Source organism: Enterobacter cloacae complex sp. P12RS (genome assembly GCF_014895875.1).
GTDB classification, from domain to species: domain Bacteria; phylum Pseudomonadota; class Gammaproteobacteria; order Enterobacterales; family Enterobacteriaceae; genus Enterobacter; species Enterobacter bugandensis.
In genome coordinates this window covers 1-21,276 of the sequence record NZ_JADBQO010000008.1, presented here as the reverse complement: position 1 = coordinate 21,276, position 21,276 = coordinate 1, and the positions used below count along the sequence as shown (strand labels likewise).

At 55.8% G+C, this 21,276-nt stretch carries 20 protein-coding genes; 7 read left to right on the top strand and 13 right to left on the bottom strand.

The window, feature by feature from the left end; translation table 11 throughout:
* Positions 1–99 precede the first annotated feature (99 nt).
* Positions 100–1,173, bottom strand: coding sequence for an acyltransferase family protein (locus IM284_RS05715; RefSeq protein ID WP_047368296.1), 1,074 nt, complete (start codon positions 1,171–1,173; stop codon positions 100–102).
* Between the two features lie 256 nt (positions 1,174–1,429).
* Here IM284_RS05715 and lolC point away from each other — a divergent pair, with 256 nt between their 5' ends.
* Genes lolC through cobB form a run of 5 tightly spaced genes read left to right on the top strand, consistent with a single transcriptional unit; the run spans position 1,430 to position 6,368 of the window.
* Positions 1,430–2,629, top strand: coding sequence for a lipoprotein-releasing ABC transporter permease subunit LolC (gene lolC, locus IM284_RS05710; RefSeq protein WP_193055749.1), 1,200 nt, complete (start codon positions 1,430–1,432; stop codon positions 2,627–2,629).
* Positions 2,622–3,323: a lipoprotein-releasing ABC transporter ATP-binding protein LolD gene (lolD, locus tag IM284_RS05705; protein ID WP_047368297.1), complete on the top strand. Its 702-nt coding sequence runs from the start codon at positions 2,622–2,624 to the stop codon at positions 3,321–3,323. The genes lolC and lolD overlap by 8 nt, the downstream gene beginning before the upstream one ends.
* The gene (gene lolE, locus IM284_RS05700) at positions 3,323–4,567 is read left to right on the top strand and encodes a lipoprotein-releasing ABC transporter permease subunit LolE (protein ID WP_047368298.1); all 1,245 of its coding nucleotides are present in this window, start codon (positions 3,323–3,325) and stop codon (positions 4,565–4,567) included. The genes lolD and lolE overlap by 1 nt, the downstream gene beginning before the upstream one ends.
* Positions 4,568–4,620: 53 nt before the next feature.
* Entirely contained in the window at positions 4,621–5,532 is a 912-nt protein-coding gene (nagK, locus tag IM284_RS05695; RefSeq protein ID WP_028012741.1) for an N-acetylglucosamine kinase, read from the top strand.
* Positions 5,533–5,546: 14 nt separating this feature from the next.
* A complete protein-coding gene (cobB, locus tag IM284_RS05690) occupies positions 5,547–6,368 on the top strand; it encodes a Sir2 family NAD+-dependent deacetylase (RefSeq protein WP_041910499.1) in 822 nt (273 codons plus the stop codon).
* Between the two features lie 39 nt (positions 6,369–6,407).
* On the opposite strand, the gene potD is transcribed toward cobB, so the two are convergent.
* Genes potD through potA form a run of 4 tightly spaced genes read right to left on the bottom strand, consistent with a single transcriptional unit; the run spans position 6,408 to position 10,216 of the window.
* Positions 6,408–7,442, bottom strand: a complete 1,035-nt coding sequence (gene potD / locus IM284_RS05685; RefSeq protein ID WP_028012743.1) for a spermidine/putrescine ABC transporter substrate-binding protein PotD — start codon at positions 7,440–7,442, stop codon at positions 6,408–6,410.
* The gene (gene potC, locus IM284_RS05680) at positions 7,439–8,230 is read right to left on the bottom strand and encodes a spermidine/putrescine ABC transporter permease PotC (RefSeq protein WP_028012744.1); all 792 of its coding nucleotides are present in this window, start codon (positions 8,228–8,230) and stop codon (positions 7,439–7,441) included. Before potC ends, potD begins: the two co-directional genes overlap by 4 nt.
* Positions 8,227–9,084 (bottom strand): spermidine/putrescine ABC transporter permease PotB, encoded by an 858-nt coding sequence (gene potB / locus IM284_RS05675; protein WP_041910497.1) that lies wholly within the window; start codon positions 9,082–9,084, stop codon positions 8,227–8,229. Before potB ends, potC begins: the two co-directional genes overlap by 4 nt.
* Positions 9,068–10,216, bottom strand: coding sequence for a spermidine/putrescine ABC transporter ATP-binding protein PotA (potA, locus tag IM284_RS05670; protein ID WP_167401640.1), 1,149 nt, complete (start codon positions 10,214–10,216; stop codon positions 9,068–9,070). The genes potB and potA overlap by 17 nt, the downstream gene beginning before the upstream one ends.
* Positions 10,217–10,453: 237 nt before the next feature.
* Between potA and pepT the strand changes: the two genes are divergently transcribed.
* Positions 10,454–11,677: a peptidase T gene (gene pepT, locus IM284_RS05665; RefSeq protein ID WP_032644861.1), complete on the top strand. Its 1,224-nt coding sequence runs from the start codon at positions 10,454–10,456 to the stop codon at positions 11,675–11,677.
* A 43-nt stretch (positions 11,678–11,720) separates the two neighbouring features.
* Here pepT and IM284_RS05660 read toward each other — a convergent pair whose 3' ends face one another.
* The 8 genes from IM284_RS05660 to rluE form a co-directional block, all read right to left on the bottom strand.
* A complete protein-coding gene (locus IM284_RS05660; RefSeq protein ID WP_047368299.1) occupies positions 11,721–12,842 on the bottom strand; it encodes a cupin domain-containing protein in 1,122 nt (373 codons plus the stop codon).
* Positions 12,843–12,932: 90 nt separating this feature from the next.
* Entirely contained in the window at positions 12,933–14,396 is a 1,464-nt protein-coding gene (phoQ, locus tag IM284_RS05655) for a two-component system sensor histidine kinase PhoQ (RefSeq protein ID WP_045630113.1), read from the bottom strand.
* Positions 14,397–15,068 (bottom strand): two-component system response regulator PhoP, encoded by a 672-nt coding sequence (gene phoP, locus IM284_RS05650; RefSeq protein WP_025911763.1) that lies wholly within the window; start codon positions 15,066–15,068, stop codon positions 14,397–14,399.
* Positions 15,069–15,192: 124 nt separating this feature from the next.
* Complete coding sequence (purB, locus tag IM284_RS05645; RefSeq protein WP_014883421.1) at positions 15,193–16,563, bottom strand: adenylosuccinate lyase; 1,371 nt, start codon at positions 16,561–16,563, stop codon at positions 15,193–15,195.
* 19 nt (positions 16,564–16,582) lie between these two features.
* On the bottom strand, positions 16,583–17,212 hold the full coding sequence (hflD, locus tag IM284_RS05640) for a high frequency lysogenization protein HflD (protein ID WP_013097081.1): 630 nt from the start codon (positions 17,210–17,212) through the stop codon (positions 16,583–16,585).
* A 26-nt stretch (positions 17,213–17,238) separates the two neighbouring features.
* Entirely contained in the window at positions 17,239–18,351 is a 1,113-nt protein-coding gene (gene mnmA / locus IM284_RS05635) for a tRNA 2-thiouridine(34) synthase MnmA (protein ID WP_028012751.1), read from the bottom strand.
* Between the two features lie 40 nt (positions 18,352–18,391).
* Positions 18,392–18,865 carry an NUDIX hydrolase gene (locus IM284_RS05630; protein WP_028012752.1) on the bottom strand — a complete coding sequence of 158 codons (474 nt, stop codon included), beginning with the start codon at positions 18,863–18,865 and terminating at the stop codon, positions 18,392–18,394.
* A 9-nt stretch (positions 18,866–18,874) separates the two neighbouring features.
* Positions 18,875–19,528 carry a 23S rRNA pseudouridine(2457) synthase RluE gene (rluE, locus tag IM284_RS05625; RefSeq protein ID WP_047368300.1) on the bottom strand — a complete coding sequence of 218 codons (654 nt, stop codon included), beginning with the start codon at positions 19,526–19,528 and terminating at the stop codon, positions 18,875–18,877.
* Between the two features lie 117 nt (positions 19,529–19,645).
* Here rluE and icd point away from each other — a divergent pair, with 117 nt between their 5' ends.
* The gene (icd, locus tag IM284_RS05620) at positions 19,646–20,896 is read left to right on the top strand and encodes an NADP-dependent isocitrate dehydrogenase (RefSeq protein ID WP_003857898.1); all 1,251 of its coding nucleotides are present in this window, start codon (positions 19,646–19,648) and stop codon (positions 20,894–20,896) included.
* Positions 20,897–21,276 lie beyond the last annotated feature (380 nt).

Genomic DNA, 21,276 nt, shown 5'->3' with positions numbered 1-21,276 from the left:
CTGATACGCAATGTCTTTATTATCCTCGATCGTTTTACATAAGCAAATTGTAACCGCACGGCAGGGCTAAACGCCCCCAAAACGGGGGCGGAGAGGGCATTAACGGGTGGCAGGTGACAGGCTCCGCGCAGACGGAGGAGAGAAGAAAAGGTCCCCGAACAGCGCGGTGGAAATTTTACGCACCCCGAGCCCGGCAAGGGTACAGATAAGCAGGCTGGCAAACGGGTAGATCAGAATTAAGCACAGCTCTGCCCAGACCGGCCAGTAAGCGGCATTCATCTCGCCAATCAGGATCAGGCTGAAGGCCTCAATTAAGATGCGGTGGGTGGTATAGATCGCAATGGTGTTTGAGCCAATCACGTTCAGCAGGTTGTTGGGATGTACGGCATAACGCTGCTCAAGGCTGTAGAACAGCTTCATGATCAACACGATCGACAGCAGAGAAAGCAGGAGAGGAACGTTAGCAAACCACAGCACCACGGAGACGGCCGCGAAAGCGCCAGTAGCCAGCCAGGTGCGGCGCAGGTTGAAACTTTTCATCCACGCCATCAGCTCGGCGCCATACCACGCCCCCAGGCTGTAGTAGATCATGTTGCGTACCACGCTGTTCATTCCCCACCACGGCAGCGGCAGGAAGTTGATCGCGATGCTCGCCAGCGCAAGCAGTCCGAGTACCGGCAGCTTCCAGCGGCTCAGAAGTTTACACAGCGTGAAGTAGACCACCAGAGCATACAGATACCACAGGCTGGTGCTGGCGGTGAGCATGCCCCGCACAAATCCTGCCAGGGAATCGGCGTAGGCCGCGTTCGACGAGGTGGCAAGCTCGCGATCGGGCGCCAGCCAGGCGTTCAGGTGGGTCAGCGCCTGCCATTGCAGAATACCCCACAGCGCCAGCACCCAGACAATACTCCAGATCCGCTTGTCGAGGCTGGTGCGCCAGTCTACCTCATCAATATAACGACGGATCAGATAGCCGGAGATAAAGAAGAAAACCGGCATCCGGAACGGGGCGAGATAGAGGTTAAAATAGACCCAGCATTTGGCGAGGAGACCGGAGAGCGGATGCTGTAGCCCGCTGAGATGAGGATAAAAGGTGATGACCGAGTGGTAAATCACCACCAGACAGATGCACAGCCCTTTTATCTGGTTTATCCATAATGCTTTTTGCTTCATTGTTCGCAACTACCTTATTGCCATAGACGAACGAGCAATTGTTGTTAAACGAAACCGTGATGTAATGGGTAACAGTCTGTATCAGGAGGTTTTTCGGAAAAGGTGGAGGTTGCGAGGCGCGGTTTCAGACATTAGTACCCTGATTTATCTGAATTTTTCGGAAAAATGATTACCAAAGCTTACGGTTTCAGTCATTTACCCTTAACGGATTCGCTTATATACTCGTGGGTCTGCTATCAGCAAACAGACGGACTTCATGTATCAACCTGTCGCACTCTTCATAGGCTTACGTTACATGCGTGGGCGCGCCGCGGACCGCTTCGGTCGCTTTGTCTCCTGGCTTTCGACTATTGGCATTACGCTCGGCGTGATGGCTCTGGTGACGGTGCTTTCCGTCATGAATGGCTTCGAGCGCGAGCTGCAAAACAACATCCTGGGGCTGATGCCGCAGGCCGTTCTCTCATCGAATAACGGTTCCGTTAACCCGCAACAGCTGCCGGAAAGCGCGGCGAAGTTACAGGGTGTCACGCGCGTTGCGCCCTTAACCACTGGCGATGTGGTGCTGCAAAGCGCCCGCAGCGTGGCGGTCGGCGTGATGCTGGGGATTGACCCGGCGCAAAAAGACCCGCTGACGCCGTTCCTGGTTAACGTGAAGCAAACCGATCTGGAAGCCGGAAAATACAACGTGATTCTGGGTGAGCAGCTTGCCGGACAGCTTGGCGTCAACCGCGGCGATCAGCTGCGCGTGATGGTGCCGTCCGCCAGCCAGTTTACGCCAATGGGTCGCCTGCCGAGCCAGCGCCTGTTTAACGTGATTGGTACTTTTGCCGCCAACAGCGAAGTTGACGGCTATCAGATGCTGGTGAACATTCAGGATGCGTCACGCCTGATGCGTTACCCGGCGGGAAATATCACCGGCTGGCGCCTGTGGCTCGATCAGCCCCTGAAGGTCGATACCCTCAGCCAGCAAAAACTGCCGGACGGTACCAAATGGCAGGACTGGCGCGAGCGTAAAGGCGAGCTGTTCCAGGCCGTGCGCATGGAAAAAAACATGATGGGGCTGCTGCTGAGCCTGATCGTCGCCGTGGCTGCATTTAACATCATCACCTCGCTGGGCCTGATGGTGATGGAGAAGCAGGGCGAAGTCGCTATCCTGCAAACCCAGGGTCTGACGCCGCGCCAGATCATGGCGGTCTTTATGGTGCAGGGGGCCAGTGCAGGCATTATCGGCGCGCTGTTGGGCGCCGTGCTCGGCGCGCTGCTTGCCAGCCAGCTTAATAAGTTAATGCCGATCATCGGCGCGCTCCTTGACGGCGCGGCGCTACCGGTGGCTATCGAGCCGCTGCAGGTGGTCGGAATTGCGCTGGCCGCGATGGCCATTGCGCTGCTTTCTACGCTTTACCCTTCCTGGCGCGCTGCCGCCACTCAACCCGCTGAGGCTTTACGTTATGAATAAGATCCTGTTGCAATGCGACAACCTGTCCAAACGCTATCAGGAAGGCACTGTGCAGACTGACGTGCTGCACAATGTGAGCTTCAGCGTGGGCGAGTGCGAGATGATGGCGATTGTCGGCAGCTCCGGCTCGGGCAAAAGTACTCTGCTGCACCTGCTGGGCGGGCTGGACACGCCAACCAACGGCGACGTGATCTTCTCCGGTCAGCCGATGAGTAAAATGTCCTCTGCGGCGAAGGCCGAGCTGCGTAACCGCGAGCTGGGCTTTATCTACCAGTTCCACCACCTGCTGCCGGATTTCACGGCGCTGGAAAACGTGGCGATGCCGCTGCTGATTGGCAAAAAGAAACCGGCAGAGATTAACGCCCGCGCCAGCGATATGCTGAAAGCGGTAGGGCTGGGCCACCGGGGAAATCACCGCCCGTCGGAGCTGTCCGGCGGCGAGCGCCAGCGCGTGGCGATTGCCCGCGCGCTGGTCAACAACCCGCGTCTGGTGCTGGCGGATGAACCGACCGGTAACCTGGACGCGCGCAATGCGGACAGTATCTTCCAGCTTCTCGGCGAGCTGAACGCCTCGCAGGGAACCGCGTTTCTGGTGGTGACTCACGACCTGCAGCTGGCAAAACGCATGGGTCGCCAGCTTGAGATGCGCGACGGCCATCTGAATGCGGAACTGACCCTGATGGGGGCAGAGTAATGGCGTCACCGTTATCGTTACTCATCGGGTTACGCTTTAGCCGCGGCCGCCGTCGCGGCGGTATGGTGTCGCTGATCTCCGTGATCTCCACCATCGGTATTGCGCTGGGCGTGGCGGTCCTGATTGTCGGCTTAAGCGCCATGAACGGCTTTGAGCGCGAACTGAATAACCGCATTCTGGCGGTGGTGCCGCACGGGGAGATCGAGCCGGTTAACCAGCCGTGGGCCAACTGGAGCGATGCGCTCGCCAAAGTGGAAAAAGTGCCGGGCATTGCCGCGGCCGCGCCATACATTAACTTTACCGGGCTGGTGGAGAGCGGGGTAAACCTGCGCGCCATTCAGGTGAAAGGGGTGAATCCGGCCCAGGAGGAGCGGCTCAGCGCGCTGCCGAAATATGTGCAGAACGGCGCGTGGGCGAACTTTAAGGCCGGCGAGCAGCAGATCATTATGGGTAAAGGCGTTGCCGATGCCCTGAAGGTGAAGCAGGGCGACTGGGTGTCAATCATGATCCCGAATGCCAGCGCCGATCACAAACTGCAGCAGCCAAAACGCGTGCGCCTGCACGTCACCGGTATTCTTCAGCTGAGCGGCCAGCTTGACCATAGCTTTGCGATGGTTCCGCTGGAAGATGCGCGCCAGTATCTCGACATGGGCGACAGCGTGACGGGCATTGCCATTAAGGTGAACGACGTCTTTAACGCCAACAAACTGGTGCGTGATGCCGGCAGCGTGACCAATAACTATGTCTACATCAAAAGCTGGATCGGCACTTACGGCTATATGTACCGTGATATCCAGATGATCCGTGCGATCATGTATCTGGCGATGGTGCTGGTGATAGGCGTGGCGTGCTTTAATATCGTCTCGACGCTGGTAATGGCGGTTAAGGACAAGAGCGGCGACATCGCCGTGTTGCGTACCCTTGGGGCAAAAGACGGTCTTATTCGCGCCATCTTTGTCTGGTACGGTTTGCTGGCAGGGCTGTTCGGCAGCCTTTGCGGCGTGGTGATTGGCGTGGTGGTTTCTCTGCAGCTGACGCCGATTATCAACGGCATTGAAAAGCTTATTGGTCACCAGTTCCTGTCCGGTGACATCTATTTTATTGACTTCCTGCCGTCTGAACTGCACTGGCTGGACGTTTTTTATGTGCTGGTTACAGCACTTTTACTGAGTCTGCTGGCAAGCTGGTATCCGGCGCGTCGCGCAAGCCGAATTGATCCGGCGAGGGTATTAAGTGGCCAGTAATTACGTCATGATCTAGCGGCTCTCGGGTCGCCAGATCGAAAGAGGAATGCGTTATGTATTATGGATTTGATATTGGCGGCACCAAGATTGCGCTCGGCGTGTTTGATAAAGACCTCAAACTGCAGTGGGAAACCCGCGTTCCCACGCCGCGCGAAAGCTACGATGAATTTTTAACCGCCATTACTGCGCTGGTGGCGCAGGCGGATGAACGCTTTGGCGTGAAAGGCAGCGTCGGCATCGGTATTCCGGGGATGCCGGAAACCGATGATGGCACGCTGTATGCCGCCAACGTGCCTGCCGCCAGCGGTAAACCGCTCCGCGCCGACCTCTCGGCCCTCCTAGAACGCGACGTGCGTTTAGATAACGATGCCAACTGCTTTGCCCTCTCTGAAGCCTGGGACGATGAATTCCGCCGCTATCCGCTGGTGATGGGGCTGATCCTCGGTACCGGCGTAGGCGGGGGGATTGTCATCAACGGCAAGCCGATTACCGGGCGCAGCTACATCACCGGGGAGTTTGGTCATATCCGTCTCCCGGTGGATGCGCTGGAGGTGGTAGGGCGTGATTTCCCGCTGACCCGCTGCGGCTGCGGCCAGCACGGCTGTATCGAGAACTATCTCTCAGGACGCGGGTTTGCATGGCTTTACGAACACTTCTATCATCAGAAACTTGAGGCCCCTCAAATTATTACCCTGTGGGAGCAGGGGGATGCGCAGGCGCGTGAACACGTCGAGCGCTATCTGGATCTGCTGGCGGTGTGTCTGGGAAATATTCTCACCATCGTCGACCCGGATCTGCTGGTGATCGGGGGAGGGCTGTCAAACTTTACTGCGATTACGGAACGGTTGTCCGGGCGTCTGCCCCGACATTTATTGCCGGTCGCCCGCGTGCCGCGCATTGAACGCGCGCGACACGGGGACGCGGGAGGCATGCGCGGAGCCGCATTCCTTCATCTCACCGATTAGTTTACGAGGTCTTTATGCTGTCGCGTCGCCAGGGTCGACTCAGCCGTTTTCGCAAAAACAAACGCCGCTTACGAGAGCGCTTGCGCCAGCGGATCTTTTTCAGAGACAGAATCATGCCTGAAGCGATGGATAAACCCAGAGTGGTGGTACTGACCGGAGCGGGGATCTCCGCCGAGTCAGGAATTCAAACCTTCCGTGCGGCAGACGGGCTGTGGGAAGAGCACCGCGTCGAGGACGTGGCGACGCCGGAAGGCTTTGCCCGCGATCCGGATCTCGTGCAGGCGTTTTACAACGCTCGCCGTCGGCAGCTTCAGCAGCCTGAGATTGCGCCAAACGCGGCGCATCTGGCGCTGGCGAAGCTGGAAGAGGCGCTCGGGGACCGCTTTCTGCTGGTGACGCAGAATATCGACAACCTGCACGAGCGGGCAGGTAACAAGAACATCATCCACATGCATGGCGAGCTGCTTAAAGTTCGCTGCGCCTGGAGCGGCCAGGTGCTGGACTGGAAAGAGGACGTGCTGCCAGAGGACAAGTGCCACTGCTGCCAGTTCCCGTCGCGCCTGCGTCCGCACGTGGTCTGGTTTGGCGAAATGCCGCTGGGGATGGATGAGATCTACAGCGCGCTGGCGATGGCGGACGTGTTTATCGCTATTGGCACATCAGGGCACGTTTACCCGGCGGCGGGGTTTGTTCACGAAGCGCGACTGCACGGGGCGCATACGGTGGAGCTCAATCTGGAGCCGAGCCAGGTGGGCAGCGAGTTTGAAGAGAAGCAATATGGCCTGGCGAGCGAGGTGGTGCCAGCGTTTGTAGATAAGCTTCTGAAGGGGCTGTAAGAGTAACGGGCGACGTTGCGTCGCCCGTTATGTATTGCATTAACGACCTGCTTTTAACTTCTGATAATACTCTTCGTAAAGGCGGCTCGCGTCGCCTACATCGTTCTGCCATTCTCCTTTGCTGATGGTTTCGGCATCCGGATAGAGTGACTTATCGTTAGCCACGTCAGGCTTCAGCAGCTTGCGGGCGGCCAGGTTTGGCGTCGGGTAGCCAATCGTCTCGGCTACCTGTTTCGCCACGTCCGGACGCAGCAGGAAATTAATCAGCTTCAGCGCACCGTCCACGTTCTTCGCGTTGGCCGGGATCGCGAGGCTATCCATCCAGAAGATCCCGCCTTCCTTCGGCCAGACCACCTCCAGCGGCGTCCCGGCCTGACGGGCAACATACGCAGAGCCGTTCCACACCATCCCCAGGTTTACTTCGCCTTCCATATACGGGTTTGCCGGGTTATCAGAGTTGAATGCCGCCACGTTAGGCATCAGCTTTTTCAGCTCGTTGTAAGCCGCGTCGATCTCTTTCGGATCGGTGGTGTTACCGGAATAGCCAAGTTTACGCAGCGCGATCTGGAACACTTCACGCGCGTCATCGGTTAACAGCAGGCTGCCTTTGTATTCCGGTTTCCACAGATCCGCCCAGCCGGTGACCGTTTTCGGATCGATGGCCTCGCTGTTCACGCCAATCGCCGTCGCGCCCCAGATGTACGGAATGGAGTAGTCGTTATTCGGGTCGAAAGGCTTGTTGAGCATCTCAGGATCGAGGTTTGAAAAATTAGTTAGCTTCGTTTTGTCGATCTTCTGGATCATGCCCTCTTTGCGCATTTTGTCGACAAAGTACGTGGAAGGAACCACCAGATCGTAGGCGCCGTCCTTGTAGGTTTTGAGCTTGGCGTACATGGTTTCATTCGACTCGTAGGTCGAGTAGATCACCTTGATGCCCGTCTCCTTTGTGAACTGTTCCAACAGGCCCGGCGGCACGTATTCCGTCCAGTTGTAGAAGTAGAGCGTTTTGCTGTCATCAGCGTGCGCGGCACCCATGCCAAGCACCAGCGCCGCAGCGGCGAGCATTTTTTTCATTTCATTGTCCCCTGAGATTTTGTTTTATCACGAGCAAGAACCTGGCTGGCGATCACCAGAACCAGCGAAAACAGCAGCAGTATGGTCGCCAGCGCGTTCACCTCCGGTGAGACGCCAACTTTTACCATCGAATAGATCTTCAACGGCAGAATTTCGTAGCTCGGCCCGGTCACGAAGGAGGAAACCACGACGTCATCCATCGACAGGGTAAAGCTGAGCAGCCATCCGGCGGCGACGGCAGGCATCGCCAGCGGCAGGATGATTTTGCGCAGGATGATCGTCTCGCTGGCACCCAGATCTTTCGCCGCTTCCAGCATGCGCACGTCGAACCCTTTCAGACGCGCGTAGACGGTGACCACCACAAACGGCAGGCAGAAGGTGATATGGGAAAACAGCAGCGACCAGAAGCCAAGCTGTACGCCCAGCAGCATAAACAGCACCAGCAGCGAAATCGCCATCACGATGTCCGGCGACATCATCACTACAAACAGCATGCCGCTGACGAACGGCTTGCCGCGAAAACGGTAGCGATACAGCGCCACGGCGGTCAGCGAGCCAATCAGCGTGGCGAAGGTGGCGGAAACGATCGCCATCGTCAGCGAGTGCTGTGCGGCCTGCAGCAGGCTGTCATTGTTCATCAGCAGGCTGTACCAGTTGGTGGTAAACCCCTGCCAGTTGATCCCGAACCGCGAGCTGTTAAACGAGTTCACGATCAAAATGATAATCGGGATATAAAGGTAAGCGTAAATGGCGGTCATAAAACCGCCGCGAAGCAGTCGACCGATCATTCGAGTTCCACCTTCTTGTTGAGCAGGCGAGAAGCGCGCCAGTAGACCAGCAGCATCAGCCCCATCACCACCGTGAGCGTAATGCTGGTCGCGGAGCCGAACGGCCAGTCGCGAATGTTCAGGAACTGGCTCTTAATCACGTTGCCGATAAGCAGGTTTTTCGCCCCGCCCATCAGGTCAGACACGTAGAACAGGCCCATCGCCGGGAGCATCACCAGCAGACAGCCCGCAATAATACCGGGCATGGTCAGCGGAATGATAATGCGGATAAAGGTCTGCAGCTTGCTGGCCCCCAGATCTTTTGCCGCTTCCAGCAGCGGTTTATCGAGCTTCTCAATGCTGGAGTAGAGCGGCATCACCATAAACGGCAGCAGGATATAGACCAGGCCAATGATTACCGCACCTGGGGTAAACATGATGCGCACTGGCGTATCAATCACGCCCAGCCACAGCAGAAACGCGTTGAGGTAGCCTTTGGTGCTGAGGAAGATTTTCAGCCCGTAGATGCGAATCAGCGAGTTGGTCCAGAACGGCACAATCAGCAGAAACAGCAGCAGCGGGCGCACCTTTTGCGGCAGTCCCGCCAGGAACCATGCGAAAGGGTACCCCAGCAGCAGGCAGGCCACGGTGGCAATCAGCGCCATATTGAGCGAGTGCAACAGCACGTCGAAATAGAGCGGATCGAGCAGGCGCGCGTAGTTGTCCAGCGTAAAGACCAGCGAAACGAAGTTTGCATCGTCGCGGGTCAGGAAGCTGGTGGCGATGATCATCAGGTTGGGTAAAAAGACAAATAACACAAGCCAACCGACGATAGTGGCAATGACCACCTTCTGGAACTTACTTGTGTTCTTCATCAGCCAGCACAACCTCCCAGCTTTCTACCCAGTTGATAACCATTTTCTGGTCAAGAGAGTGGTCAAAGTCAGGATCGTCCTCGTTAAAGAATTCGCTGACCATCACCATTTTGCCGTTCTCCAGTTCCACAACGGACTCGAGGGTCATCCCTTTATAGTTACGTTCGCGAACGTAACCGATCAGACCTTCGACGTCGGCCGTGTCGTGGATCTCATCAACGCGGAGATCTTCCGGGCGCAGCAGGACGTTGAGTTTTTGTCCTTTCTCGACGGCAAAGTTCACGGTGATAATGCAGTCGCGTCCCTCGACGTTCGCGCGAACGCGCTGTGCATCCAGACGCTCAAGTACGGTGGCGTTGAAGATATTGATCTCGCCAATAAAGCTCGCGACAAACAGGTTTTTCGGCTCTTCGTAAATTTCACGCGGCGTACCGTCCTGCTCAATCTTACCGTCACGCATTACCACGATACGGTCTGACATGGTCAGCGCCTCTTCCTGATCGTGGGTGACAAAGACAAAGGTAATACCGAGCTTGCGCTGTAGCGCTTTCAGCTCGTTCTGCATCTGCTTGCGCAGCTTGTAATCTAGCGCGGAGAGGGATTCATCCAGCAGAAGCAGGCGCGGTTTATTGACGACCGCGCGGGCAATGGCCACGCGCTGCTGCTGACCGCCGGAGAGCTGGTGGGGCTTTCGCTGGGCAAACGTCTCCAACTGAACCATGCGCAGGGCTTCGGTGACGCGCGGTTCGATCTCATTAGCCGGGGTTTTTTGCATCCGCAAGCCAAACGCCACGTTCTCAAACACGGTCATGTGCGGGAACAGGGCGTAGCTCTGAAAAACGGTATTGACGTGGCGATCTTCGGCAGGAACCTGGGTTATGTCCTGGTTCTCAAGATGGATGCGGCCATTATCAACGCTTTCCAGCCCGGCGATAAGGCGCAGTACGGTAGTTTTGCCGCAGCCGGAAGGGCCAAGCAGCGTAAGAAACTCACCATCATTGATGGTCAGGTTGAGGTCGGAAATGACGTCTTTGCCATCAAAGCTTTTACGAATTCGTTCCAGTTGCACCAGCGGTGAACGAGAACGGGATTGTGTATTCAATTTTTGCGCTGTCCCATATAGACGCCTCAGGCAGCAGACTGAAGCGGGGTTTGTGTGTAACCACCTTGGTGACTCGTAATGAGGGCGGACATTCTACGGCAATCCCCCGTAATCGCCAATCCTTGTCACTGATTCATAAGCTACATTTATTAACGCATAAAGATATAAACGTAAAAAGTTCTCGTTTGCGGGATAAAAGTGACCTGACGCAATATTTGCGTTTTGATGCTTACTGATAATGTTGTCACAAAAAGTGAGGGTGACTGCATGGATAAATTACTTGAGCGTTTTTTACAGTATGTTTCGCTGGATACCCAATCTAAGCCGGGTGTCCGCCAGGTGCCAAGCACCGAAGGCCAGTGGAAGTTGTTAAACCTGCTTAAAGAGCAGCTTGAGGCCATGGGGCTGGTCAACGTCACGTTAAGCGAAAAAGGCACTGTGATGGGAACGCTGCCGGCGAATGTGCCGGGTGATATTCCGGCGATTGGCTTTATTTCTCATGTCGATACCTCACCTGATTTTAGCGGCAAACACGTGAACCCGCAGATCGTGGAAAACTACCGCGGCGGTGATATCGCGCTGGGGATTGGCGACGAAGTGCTGTCGCCGGTGATGTTCCCGGTGCTGCACCAGTTGCTCGGCCAGACGCTGATCACCACCGACGGCAAAACGCTGCTGGGGGCGGATGACAAGGCGGGCATCGCGGAAATCATGACGGCGCTGGCAGTGCTGAAAGGTAAAAACATCCCGCACGGGGACATCCGCGTTGCTTTTACCCCAGATGAAGAGGTAGGTAAGGGCGCGAAGCACTTCGACGTGGACGCTTTTAACGCGCAGTGGGCGTATACCGTCGACGGCGGTGGCGTGGGCGAGCTGGAGTATGAAAACTTCAACGCGGCGTCGGTGACCATAAAAATTGTCGGAAACAACGTTCACCCCGGGTCTGCCAAAGGGGTGATGGTGAACGCGCTGTCGCTGGCGTCGCGTATTCATGCGGAAGTCCCGGCGGAAGAGAGCCCTGAACAGACAGAGGGGTACGAGGGCTTTTATCACCTCACCAGCATCAAAGGCACCGTGGACAGCGCGCAGATGCACTACATCATCCGCGATTTTGACCGTAAAGCTTTTGAGGCGCGCAAGCGCAAAATGATGGAGATCGCCAAGAAGGTTGGGAAGGGATTGCATCCTGACTGCTATATTGAGCTGATCATTGAAGACAGCTATTACAATATGCGCGACAAGGTGATGGCCCATCCGCACATTCTGGATATCGCCCAGCAGGCGATGCGAGACTGCGATATTGAACCGGTCTTAAAACCGATTCGCGGCGGCACTGACGGCTCGCAGCTATCGTTTATGGGGCTACCGTGCCCGAACCTGTTTACCGGTGGCTATAACTACCACGGCAAGCATGAGTTTGTGACGCTGGAAGGGATGGAAAAGGCGGTGAAGGTGATTGTGCGCATAGCCGAGTTAACCGCGAAGCGGTAAGAAAAAGCCCGGTGGCGAAGCGCCACCGGGCAAATATCACAACTCAGTCCTCAAAGAACCAGTACCCGCTGTTGACCAGCGCGGCCAGCATCGCGAGGAAGGATGGGTCTTCCAGCGCGTCGCCAAAGGTTTCTGCAGTCAGTACCATATGGCTGGCAATGGCTTCCAGCGCCGGGCGGTGCGGGGAGTCGAGCTTCTCACCGTTGACGAAGACCTCTTCACCAATGCGCAGCACGCGTAATCCGCCCAGACGAACCAGCTTGTCACCCTGCTGCAGCGCATCATAGATCTCATCTGCCTGATACGGCGGCTCCGGCGGTGCAACGTCCAGCTCGTGACGTGACTGGCTAATAAATTCGCCAAACCACTGCCTGAAATGTTCCGGCTGGTTGATCAGATCCAGCATCATGCCGCGCAGCTTATCCAGCTCTTCTGGCACGATGTCTGCCGGATGCTCGCGTGCAGGCACATCCGGATCGCTGTAGCGATAGCTTCCCAGCTCGCGCTGCAGGACATAGTCGGCAAAGCCGCTGATCATCTCGCGGCCGCTCGGCGCGCGGAACCCGACAGAGTAGTTCAGCGAGTTCTCCAGGGAGTAACCTTCGTGAGGGAATCCTGGCGGAATGTAGAGAATATCGCCTGGCTCCAGCTCTTCGTCGATAATGCCTTCGAACGGATCCACCTGAAGCAGATCCGGGTGCGGGCAGTGCTGCTTCATCGGCACTTTTTCGCCCACGCGCCAGCGGCGGCGGCCCGTGCCCTGAATGATAAACACGTCGTACTGGTCCAGATGCGGACCCACGCCGCCGCCAGGTACGGAGAAGGAGATCATCAGATCGTCCATTCGCCAGTCGGGCAGGGCGCGGAACGGGCGCATTAGCGCGGCAGTCGGCTCGTGCCAGTGGTTAACCGCCTGCACCAGCAGCGACCAGTTGCTTTCGCCGAGATGATCGTAGCTTTCGAAAGGACCGTGGCTGACCTGCCATTTCCCGTCCTGGTGGCTGACCAGACGGCTGTCGACTTCGTTTTCCATGGCCAGACCGGCCAGCTCGTCAGGTGAGATAGGGTCGACAAAGTTGCTGAACCCGCGTTTCAGAACCACCGGGCGCTTTTGCCAGTAACGTTCAATAAACTCGGGCCAGTTAAGTGTTAAATGATAATCCATATTTTTTTTTCCGCAGGCTCTTACTGACTCGGATTATAACGGAAGCTCAGCCCCCCGGCTGCGAGATCCTCGCATTTTTCACATAACGGGTTAACTATCGTCCGATGTGGGCTGCTGACGACCAAAAATCACTTCCATTCTGGCCCCGCCGAGCAAGCTTTCGCTGGTTTCGATTTTTCCGTCATACTGGTCGACAATCTCGCGGGCGACGGCTAAACCCACGCCCTGACCGGGGCGCAGCGTATCCGCTCGCTGACCGCGATCGAACACCACATCACGTTTATTAAGCGGGATCCCGGGGCCATCATCCTCAACGATAATGTGTAACTCGTTATCCGTCTGGCGCGCCGATACTTCAACAAACTCCAGGCAGTATTTACAGGCGTTATCCAGCAGGTTCCCCATCACTTCCATAAAGTCATTTTTTTCGCCAACAAAGCTAATTTCAGGCGAAATGTCGAGGCTGATGTTGACCCCTTTACGCTGATACACCTTGTTAAGGGCGGACGTGAGATTATCCAGCAGCGGGGCCACCGGGTGCAGCTCGCGGCTCAGGAGCGCGCTGCCGGAACGCATGCTGGCGCGGTGCAGATAGTAGCCAATTTGCTGCGAGATTCGGCTGATTTGTTCCAGCATCACCGGCTCGGCATCGTCGACGCTCAGCCTTGAGCTGCGCATGGAACGCAGGGTGCTTTGCATTACGGCCAGCGGCGTTTTCAGGCTGTGGGTGAGGTCGGTCAGGGTCGTACGGTACTTATCATAGCGTTCACGCTCGCTTTTCAGCAGGCGATTGAGGTTACGCACCAGGCTGGTCAGCTCACGGGTGGTTTCCGGATTGAGCTTTTCACGATGATGTTCCTCAAGCTCGCGCACCTCTCGCGCCAGGGACTCAATAGGGCGCAAGCTCCACCACGCCGCCACCCAAAGCAGCGGGATCACCAGCAGCAGGTTTGCGGCCAGAACATAAACGAACCAGCCCCAGACCTTATAGGAACGTTTTAGCTCAACCGGAATGGTGTCGATCACCACAATGGTTAACTGTGGCATGTTCATGGTCGCCGGGTAGATATTGATCGCCACTGAGTGCGTCATTTCCGTCTCGGCGTCGTCAGCCCGGATTTCATTGAGCTTTTGCTGCATCGAGCGATCTTCGCGAATCAGCGTGCTGGTGGTATTGAGATCGGCTTCTATCTCATGAAACCCGTTGGTTTTGAGCCACTCCGGACGAATGCTTTTCGCCAGCCACGGAATATCGCGTTGCGCCCAAAGCAACTTTCCCTTTTCATTGTAAATCAGGGCTAAAGTAGGACTCTGTTGATCCAGGTTCTCCGGCATTTCAACGGTGATGTGGTTGTCTTCCCATGTGGCCAGGGTATAAAACAGATTACTTTCGCCGCGTAACAGTCGAAAGGTCGTTTTATCGAAGCTGACGCTGTAGCCCACCAGGGCGACCAGACCGTAGGAGAGCGACAGCACCAGCACCACCGCGGCCGTTGCCAGTAAAAAACGAACCCGCAGCGAGAGGGGCAGAATGTGGCGCAAAATCCGTCTCATTTAGCGTAATTCGAACAGGTAGCCCTGGCCGCGGACGGTCGTAATCACGTCCTGCGGATACTGCGCCTGAATTTTCTTACGCAAACGGCCCATCAGCACGTCGATGGTGTGACTCTCGCGCAGCTCAGCATCAGGGTAGAGCTGGAGCATTAAGGAGTCTTTGCTCACTACTTTTCCGCTGTTACGGATCAGCGTTTCCATAATGGTGTATTCGAACGCGGTGAGCTTGATCACTTCATCGTTAATCGACAGCTCGCGACGGGAGAGATCCACCTGGAAAGGCGGAATGGAGATAACCTGTGAAGCCAGCCCGCTGTTGCGGCGTAACAGCGCCTGCATGCGCGCCGCCACTTCTTCAATGTGAAACGGTTTGGTGACGTAATCATCCGCACCGGCGCTGAGCACTTCAACTTTGTCCTGCCACCCTTCGCGGGCGGTGAGAACCAGAACTGGCAGGGAAACGTCATGGCTGCGCCAGCGACGAATTAACGACAGGCCGTCTTCATCAGGCAGGCCTAAATCGACAATGGCGATGTCCGGCAGGTGTTCATTGAGATAATAATCGGCTTCTTTTGCATCTTCAGCATCATCCACCTGATGTCCCATCTCCTGAAGCTGAACCTTCAGGTGGTGGCGTAGCAATGCGTTATCCTCAACAACCAGTACGCGCATCATCTTTTCTCCCAGAATAAATAGTATGAATAGTTTAACGCTGATTATGTTGCTGTGGGGATAAACATTCAGTAAACCGGGGAAAAGCAACCCCCTTTCCGGGCGGAAAGGGGGGGAAGGAACATTACTTCAGCTCATCAACCATGGTGATGGCGCGGCCAATGTAATTCGCCGGAGTCATGGCCTTCAGGCGGGTTTTCTCTTCTTCCGGCAGTGCCAGACCGTCGATAAACTGTTTCATGCCTTCGGCATCGACGCGTTTACCGCGGGTCAGCTCTTTCAGCTTCTCGTACGGTTTTTCGATACCGTAGCGGCGCATCACGGTCTGAATCGGCTCTGCCAATACTTCCCAGTTGTGATCCAGCTCGTCCAGAAGACGGTCACGGTTCACTTCGAGCTTACTCACGCCCTTGAGGGTGGACTGATACGCGATCAGCGCGTAGCCAATGCCCACGCCCAGGTTACGCAGCACGGTGGAATCGGTCAGGTCGCGCTGCCAGCGGGAAACCGGCAGCTTGCTCGCCATATGCTGCAGCACGGCATTCGCCAGGCCCAGATTGCCTTCGGAGTTTTCGAAGTCGATTGGGTTCACTTTGTGCGGCATGGTGGAGGAGCCAATTTCTCCGGCGATGGTCTTCTGCTTGAAGTGGTTCAGCGCGATGTAGCCCCACACGTCGCGATCGAAGTCGATCAGGATGGTGTTGAAGCGCGCGATGCAGTCAAACAGCTCTGCAATGTAGTCGTGCGGCTCAATCTGGGTGGTGTACGGGTTCCACTGGATCCCCAGAGAGGTCACGAACTCTTCGCTGAACTGATGCCAGTCCACTTCCGGGTACGCGGCAATGTGGGCATTGTAGTTACCGACCGCGCCGTTGATTTTACCCAGAATTTCAACCTGCTCCAGCTGACGGTATTGGCGCTCCATCCGGTACGCCACGTTCGCCATCTCTTTACCCATCGTGGATGGGGTGGCTGGCTGGCCGTGAGTACGGGAAAGCAGCGGAATGTCGCGGTATTCCACGGACAGCGCTTTCACCGCGTCGATGATTTTACGCCAGTAAGGCAGCACCACTTCTTTACGCGCGGTGGAGAGCATCAGCGCGTGAGACAGGTTATTGATATCTTCGGACGTACAGGCGAAGTGAATGAACTCGGATACCGCATGCAGGGCCGGGACGCTTTCCACTTTCTCTTTCAGGAAGTACTCAACCGCTTTCACGTCGTGGTTGGTGGTGCGTTCAATGGTCTTAATGCGCGCGGCATCTTCTTCGCTAAACTCAGCAACGATTTTATCAAGGTAATCGTTTGCCTTTTCGTCAAAAGCAGGAACTTCCTTGATTGCTGCCTGGGCGGCCAGCTTCTGCAGCCAGCGTACTTCAACCTGAACACGGAACTTCAGCAAACCATATTCGCTGAAGATCCCGCGCAGCGCGCTGACTTTATCGCCGTAGCGTCCATCGACAGGGGATACGGCGGTCAGTGAGGATAATTCCATAATTCGCAACTCCGGGAGGTTAACAATGAGCAAGAATTTGTTTTGCCTGAGTGGTCAGGCGATTACGAGAAAACATTAACTGCAGGCGGCCACCGCCAACCTGATGCCACAGCACGGCGGCGCGGATCCCAGCCAGCAGGGAAGCGCGGACCTTCGCCTGCACCTGAGGGCTTTGCAGTACGGCAGGGGAGCCGGTGACCTGAATGCGCGGGCCCAGCGGGCTGATGACATCAACGTAAATGCCCGCCATGGCGCTCAGCAGCGTTTCAGACTGCAGGTCAAAATGGTCGAGCTGACGCTGTAGCCCGGCGATGCGATCGCCCAGGGTATTGAGCGCGCCTTTCGCCGCGCTCAGCTTACGCTCAAGCACCATCAGGCTTAAGGTGTAGCGGGTCAGTTCCGCGTTTAACCCCTGACGGCTACTGGCGTTAAGCACGCCAAGCAGGGTTTCAAGACCGAGACGAAGATTGGTTTCGCTGCCGCCGAACACGCCCAGGGTTGAACCGGGGTTGAGGTCGATAACGCTGTTGAGCGAAACGTGCAGGGCATCAGCGTCACAGTGACCCTGATGCGCCAGCTGTTGCACCAGACGAGCAGACTGGCAAATTCCTGCCAGCGCCAGGGTGATGTCATAATAATTCTTCGCCACACGGTCTCCTTTATGTGTGCAATCGGTTAAACAGCGGGCAGCGGCAGGCGCTGTTCAATGATCCCGCCGCCCAGGCAGATTTCGCCGCTGTAGAAGACAGCAGACTGGCCCGGGGTAACGGCGGCGACCGGCTCGTCGAAACGGACGTCAATACGGTCGTCATCAAGCGCGGTGATGGTGCAAGGAATATCGGTCTGGCGGTAGCGCGTTTTCACCGTGCAGCGCAGCGTGCCTTTCAGGGGCTCGCGATCGACCCAGTGCAACTGCTGTGCGATAAGGCCAACGGACATCAGACGCGGGTGGTCGTGACCCTGAGCCACCACCAGAATATTGTTTTCGACGTCTTTGTCGACCACGTACCACGGATCTTCGCTGCCTTCTTTCGTCCCACCAATACCCAGGCCTTTACGCTGGCCTAAGGTGTGGTACATCAGCCCCTGATGCTGACCAATCTCGTCGCCATCAACGGTGACAATTTTACCTGGCTGTGCAGGCAGGTAGCGGCCCAGGAAATCACGGAATTTGCGCTCGCCGATAAAGCAGATACCGGTGGAGTCTTTTTTCTTCGCGGTGATCAGGTCCAGCTCTTCGGCAATTTTACGCACTTCCGGCTTTTCCAGTTCGCCGACCGGGAACAGGCTTTGCGCAATCTGTTCGTGGCTCAGCGTATAAAGGAAGTAGCTCTGATCTTTATTGCCGTCGAGGCCGCGCAGCAGCTGGCTTTTGCCATTCACGTCCGCACGACGCACGTAGTGACCGGTCGCAATGTAGTCAGCGCCCAGATCTTCCGCGGCGAATTCCAGGAAGGCTTTAAATTTGATCTCTTTGTTGCACAGAATATCCGGGTTCGGGGTACGGCCCGCTTTGTACTCTTCAAGGAACAGTTCAAAGACGTTGTCCCAGTATTCTGCGGCAAAGTTAACGGTGTGCAGTTCAATGCCGAGCTTGTCGCATACGGCCTGTGCGTCGGCGAGATCCGCTGCGGCAGTGCAGTATTCCTCGCCATCGTCTTCCTCCCAGTTCTTCATGAACAGGCCCTCCACCTTATAGCCCTGTTGCTGCAACAGGTAGGCGGAAACGGAGGAATCGACACCGCCGGACATGCCGACGATCACTTTTTTCTGGCTGTTATCTGACATGGAATACTCACGACATTGAACTTCAAGGCGGCGTATTCTATCACGCCCCCCCACCGTTGACACCCTCTGTAAACGGCCAGTTAAATTCTCCGATGACACCCAGCGGCAGGCGTGCGCCTGACTGCCAGCAGCGGATGCTTTCCGCAACCAGCGGTGAGCGCAGGTTTGGCGCGTTCAGGATCTCCTCAGCGGTGACCCACAGGCAGCGATCGATATCGTCATCATGCGGTTCTGTGGCGCACGTTTCGCTAAGCTCAACGGCGAATAAAAAGCGCAGGAATGGGGTGCTGTCGGGCGCAATCCACTGGTGCATGCGAATGAAGTGCTGGGGCTCAGCGCGAATGCCGGTCTCTTCCCAGAGCTCGCGCTTCGCGGCCTGCAGCAACGTTTCATTGGCTTCAAGATGCCCGGCAGGCTGATTCCACAGCGCCCTGCCGTTGATGCTCTCTTCCACAACGAGGAATTTTCCCTGCGCGTGCACCACGCAGGCGACCGTAACATGAGGTTTAAACATCGTTTCTCCTTAAAGGGCAGCGTCGCGCCATTCGCCGTTTGCCAGCGTATCCAGCGTGTAGCTGCCCATGGCGTAGCGAATCAGACGTAGGGTAGGGAAGCCGACGTGCGCGGTCATTCGCCTCACCTGGCGGTTGCGGCCTTCATACAGGGTGATTTTGAGCCAGCTTGTCGGGATGGATTTGCGCTCGCGAATGGGCGGGTTACGCGGCCACAGCCACTCCGGCTCATTCACACGTTCAATACCGGCGGGCAGGGTGGGACCGTCGTTCAGCGTCACCCCGCTGCGCAGTTTCGCCAGCGTCTCTTCGTCCGGCTCGCCTTCAACCTGCACGAAGTAAATTTTGCCGGTGCGTTTGCCCGGCTGCGTAAGCTTTGCCTGTAGGGCGCCGTCGTTGGTTAGGACCAAAAGTCCTTCGCTGTCCCGGTCCAGGCGACCGGCGGCGTAGACGCCCTGAACAGGGATGTAATCCTTGAGCGTGCTGCGTCCGGCCTCATCGGTAAACTGCGGCAAAACATCGTAGGGTTTATTGAACAGAATAACCCGCTTTGGCTGGGTTTCTTGCGGTCGTCTGGCGGCTTGTCGCGAGCTGAATCGCTCAACCCGGTGTTTTGTAAAAGAAGTTTTCTTCATGGTATTTTCAGGCGTTATCAATTGCCGCATTATAGCCTAATAACGAAGACCTTTCATGGCGCAGGACAATCAGGTACTATCGAAGGGCTCATTACAATTTATTAACATAAGATCAGTAACAACCAGAAGCGCTCGAAGGAGAGGTTAATGGAAAGCAAAGTAGTTGTTCCGGCGGAAGGTAAAAAGATCACCCTGCAAAACGGCAAGATTAACGTTCCTCACAATCCGATTATTCCGTTCATCGAAGGCGACGGTATCGGTGTAGACGTTACCCCGGCAATGCTGAAAGTGGTTGATGCCGCTGTTGAGAAAGCCTACAAAGGCGAGCGTAAAATTTCCTGGATGGAAATTTACACCGGTGAGAAATCGACGCAAGTTTATGGCCAGGACGTCTGGCTGCCAGCGGAAACGCTGGACCTGATCCGCGACTACCGCGTTGCTATTAAAGGCCCACTGACCACTCCGGTCGGCGGCGGCATCCGTTCTCTGAACGTGGCGCTGCGTCAGGAGCTGGACCTGTACGTGTGTCTGCGTCCGGTTCGTTACTATCAGGGCACCCCAAGCCCGGTTAAGCACCCTGAACTGACCGACATGGTTATCTTCCGCGAAAACTCAGAAGACATCTACGCGGGCATCGAGTGGAAAGCGGACTCTGCTGATGCAGAAAAAGTGATTAAATTCCTGCGCGAAGAGATGGGCGTGAAGAAAATTCGCTTCCCTGAGCACTGCGGTATCGGTATTAAGCCGTGCTCTGAAGAAGGGACCAAGCGCCTGGTGCGTGCGGCCATTGAATACGCGATCACCAATGACCGTGATTCTGTGACCCTGGTTCACAAGGGCAACATCATGAAGTTCACCGAAGGCGCGTTCAAAGACTGGGGCTACCAGCTGGCGACCGAAGAGTTCGGCGGTGAGCTGATCGACGGCGGCCCGTGGCAGAAGATCAAGAACCCGAACACCGGCAAAGAGATCATCATTAAAGATGTGATCGCCGATGCGTTCCTGCAGCAGATCCTGCTGCGTCCTGCTGAATACGACGTGATCGCCTGTATGAACCTGAACGGTGACTACATTTCTGACGCCCTGGCGGCACAGGTTGGCGGTATCGGTATCGCCCCTGGCGCGAACATCGGCGACGAGTGCGCCCTGTTCGAAGCAACCCACGGTACTGCACCAAAATACGCAGGCCAGGACAAAGTGAACCCAGGCTCTATCATCCTCTCCGCAGAGATGATGCTGCGTCATATGGAATGGTTCGAAGCCGCAGACCTGATTGTTAAAGGTATGGAAGGCGCGATCAACGCGAAAACCGTAACCTATGACTTCGAACGTCTGATGGAAGGCGCTAAGCTGCTGAAATGCTCAGAGTTTGGCGACGCGATTATCGCGAACATGTAATCCAGATTCTGGGTTAAACAAGAGCGGGAGCCGATTGGTTCCCGTTTTTATTATTAGTTTTCGAACGGTTATCAACAATTTATCAAAATAGATTATCAAAATCCTCTCTTAATCAGATGTTTTTCCCTATTATTTCCGCATTTTCCAAAACAATTTACCAGACGGCATACAGGTTACTATAAGCATATAATATGTATTCGGGCGTTGTAGTTTCCAAACTATCAGAAATGTATACAACGTCGGTTCTCATATCCTTTTGCTATTTTATCTGGGTATCACTGGTTCCTGTTGATTTCCTTAGTCAATATACAAAAATATACATTTCATTGTGTGATTATAACTTTTTCTTGCGTATTTATATGATGGTAACACAATTTTAT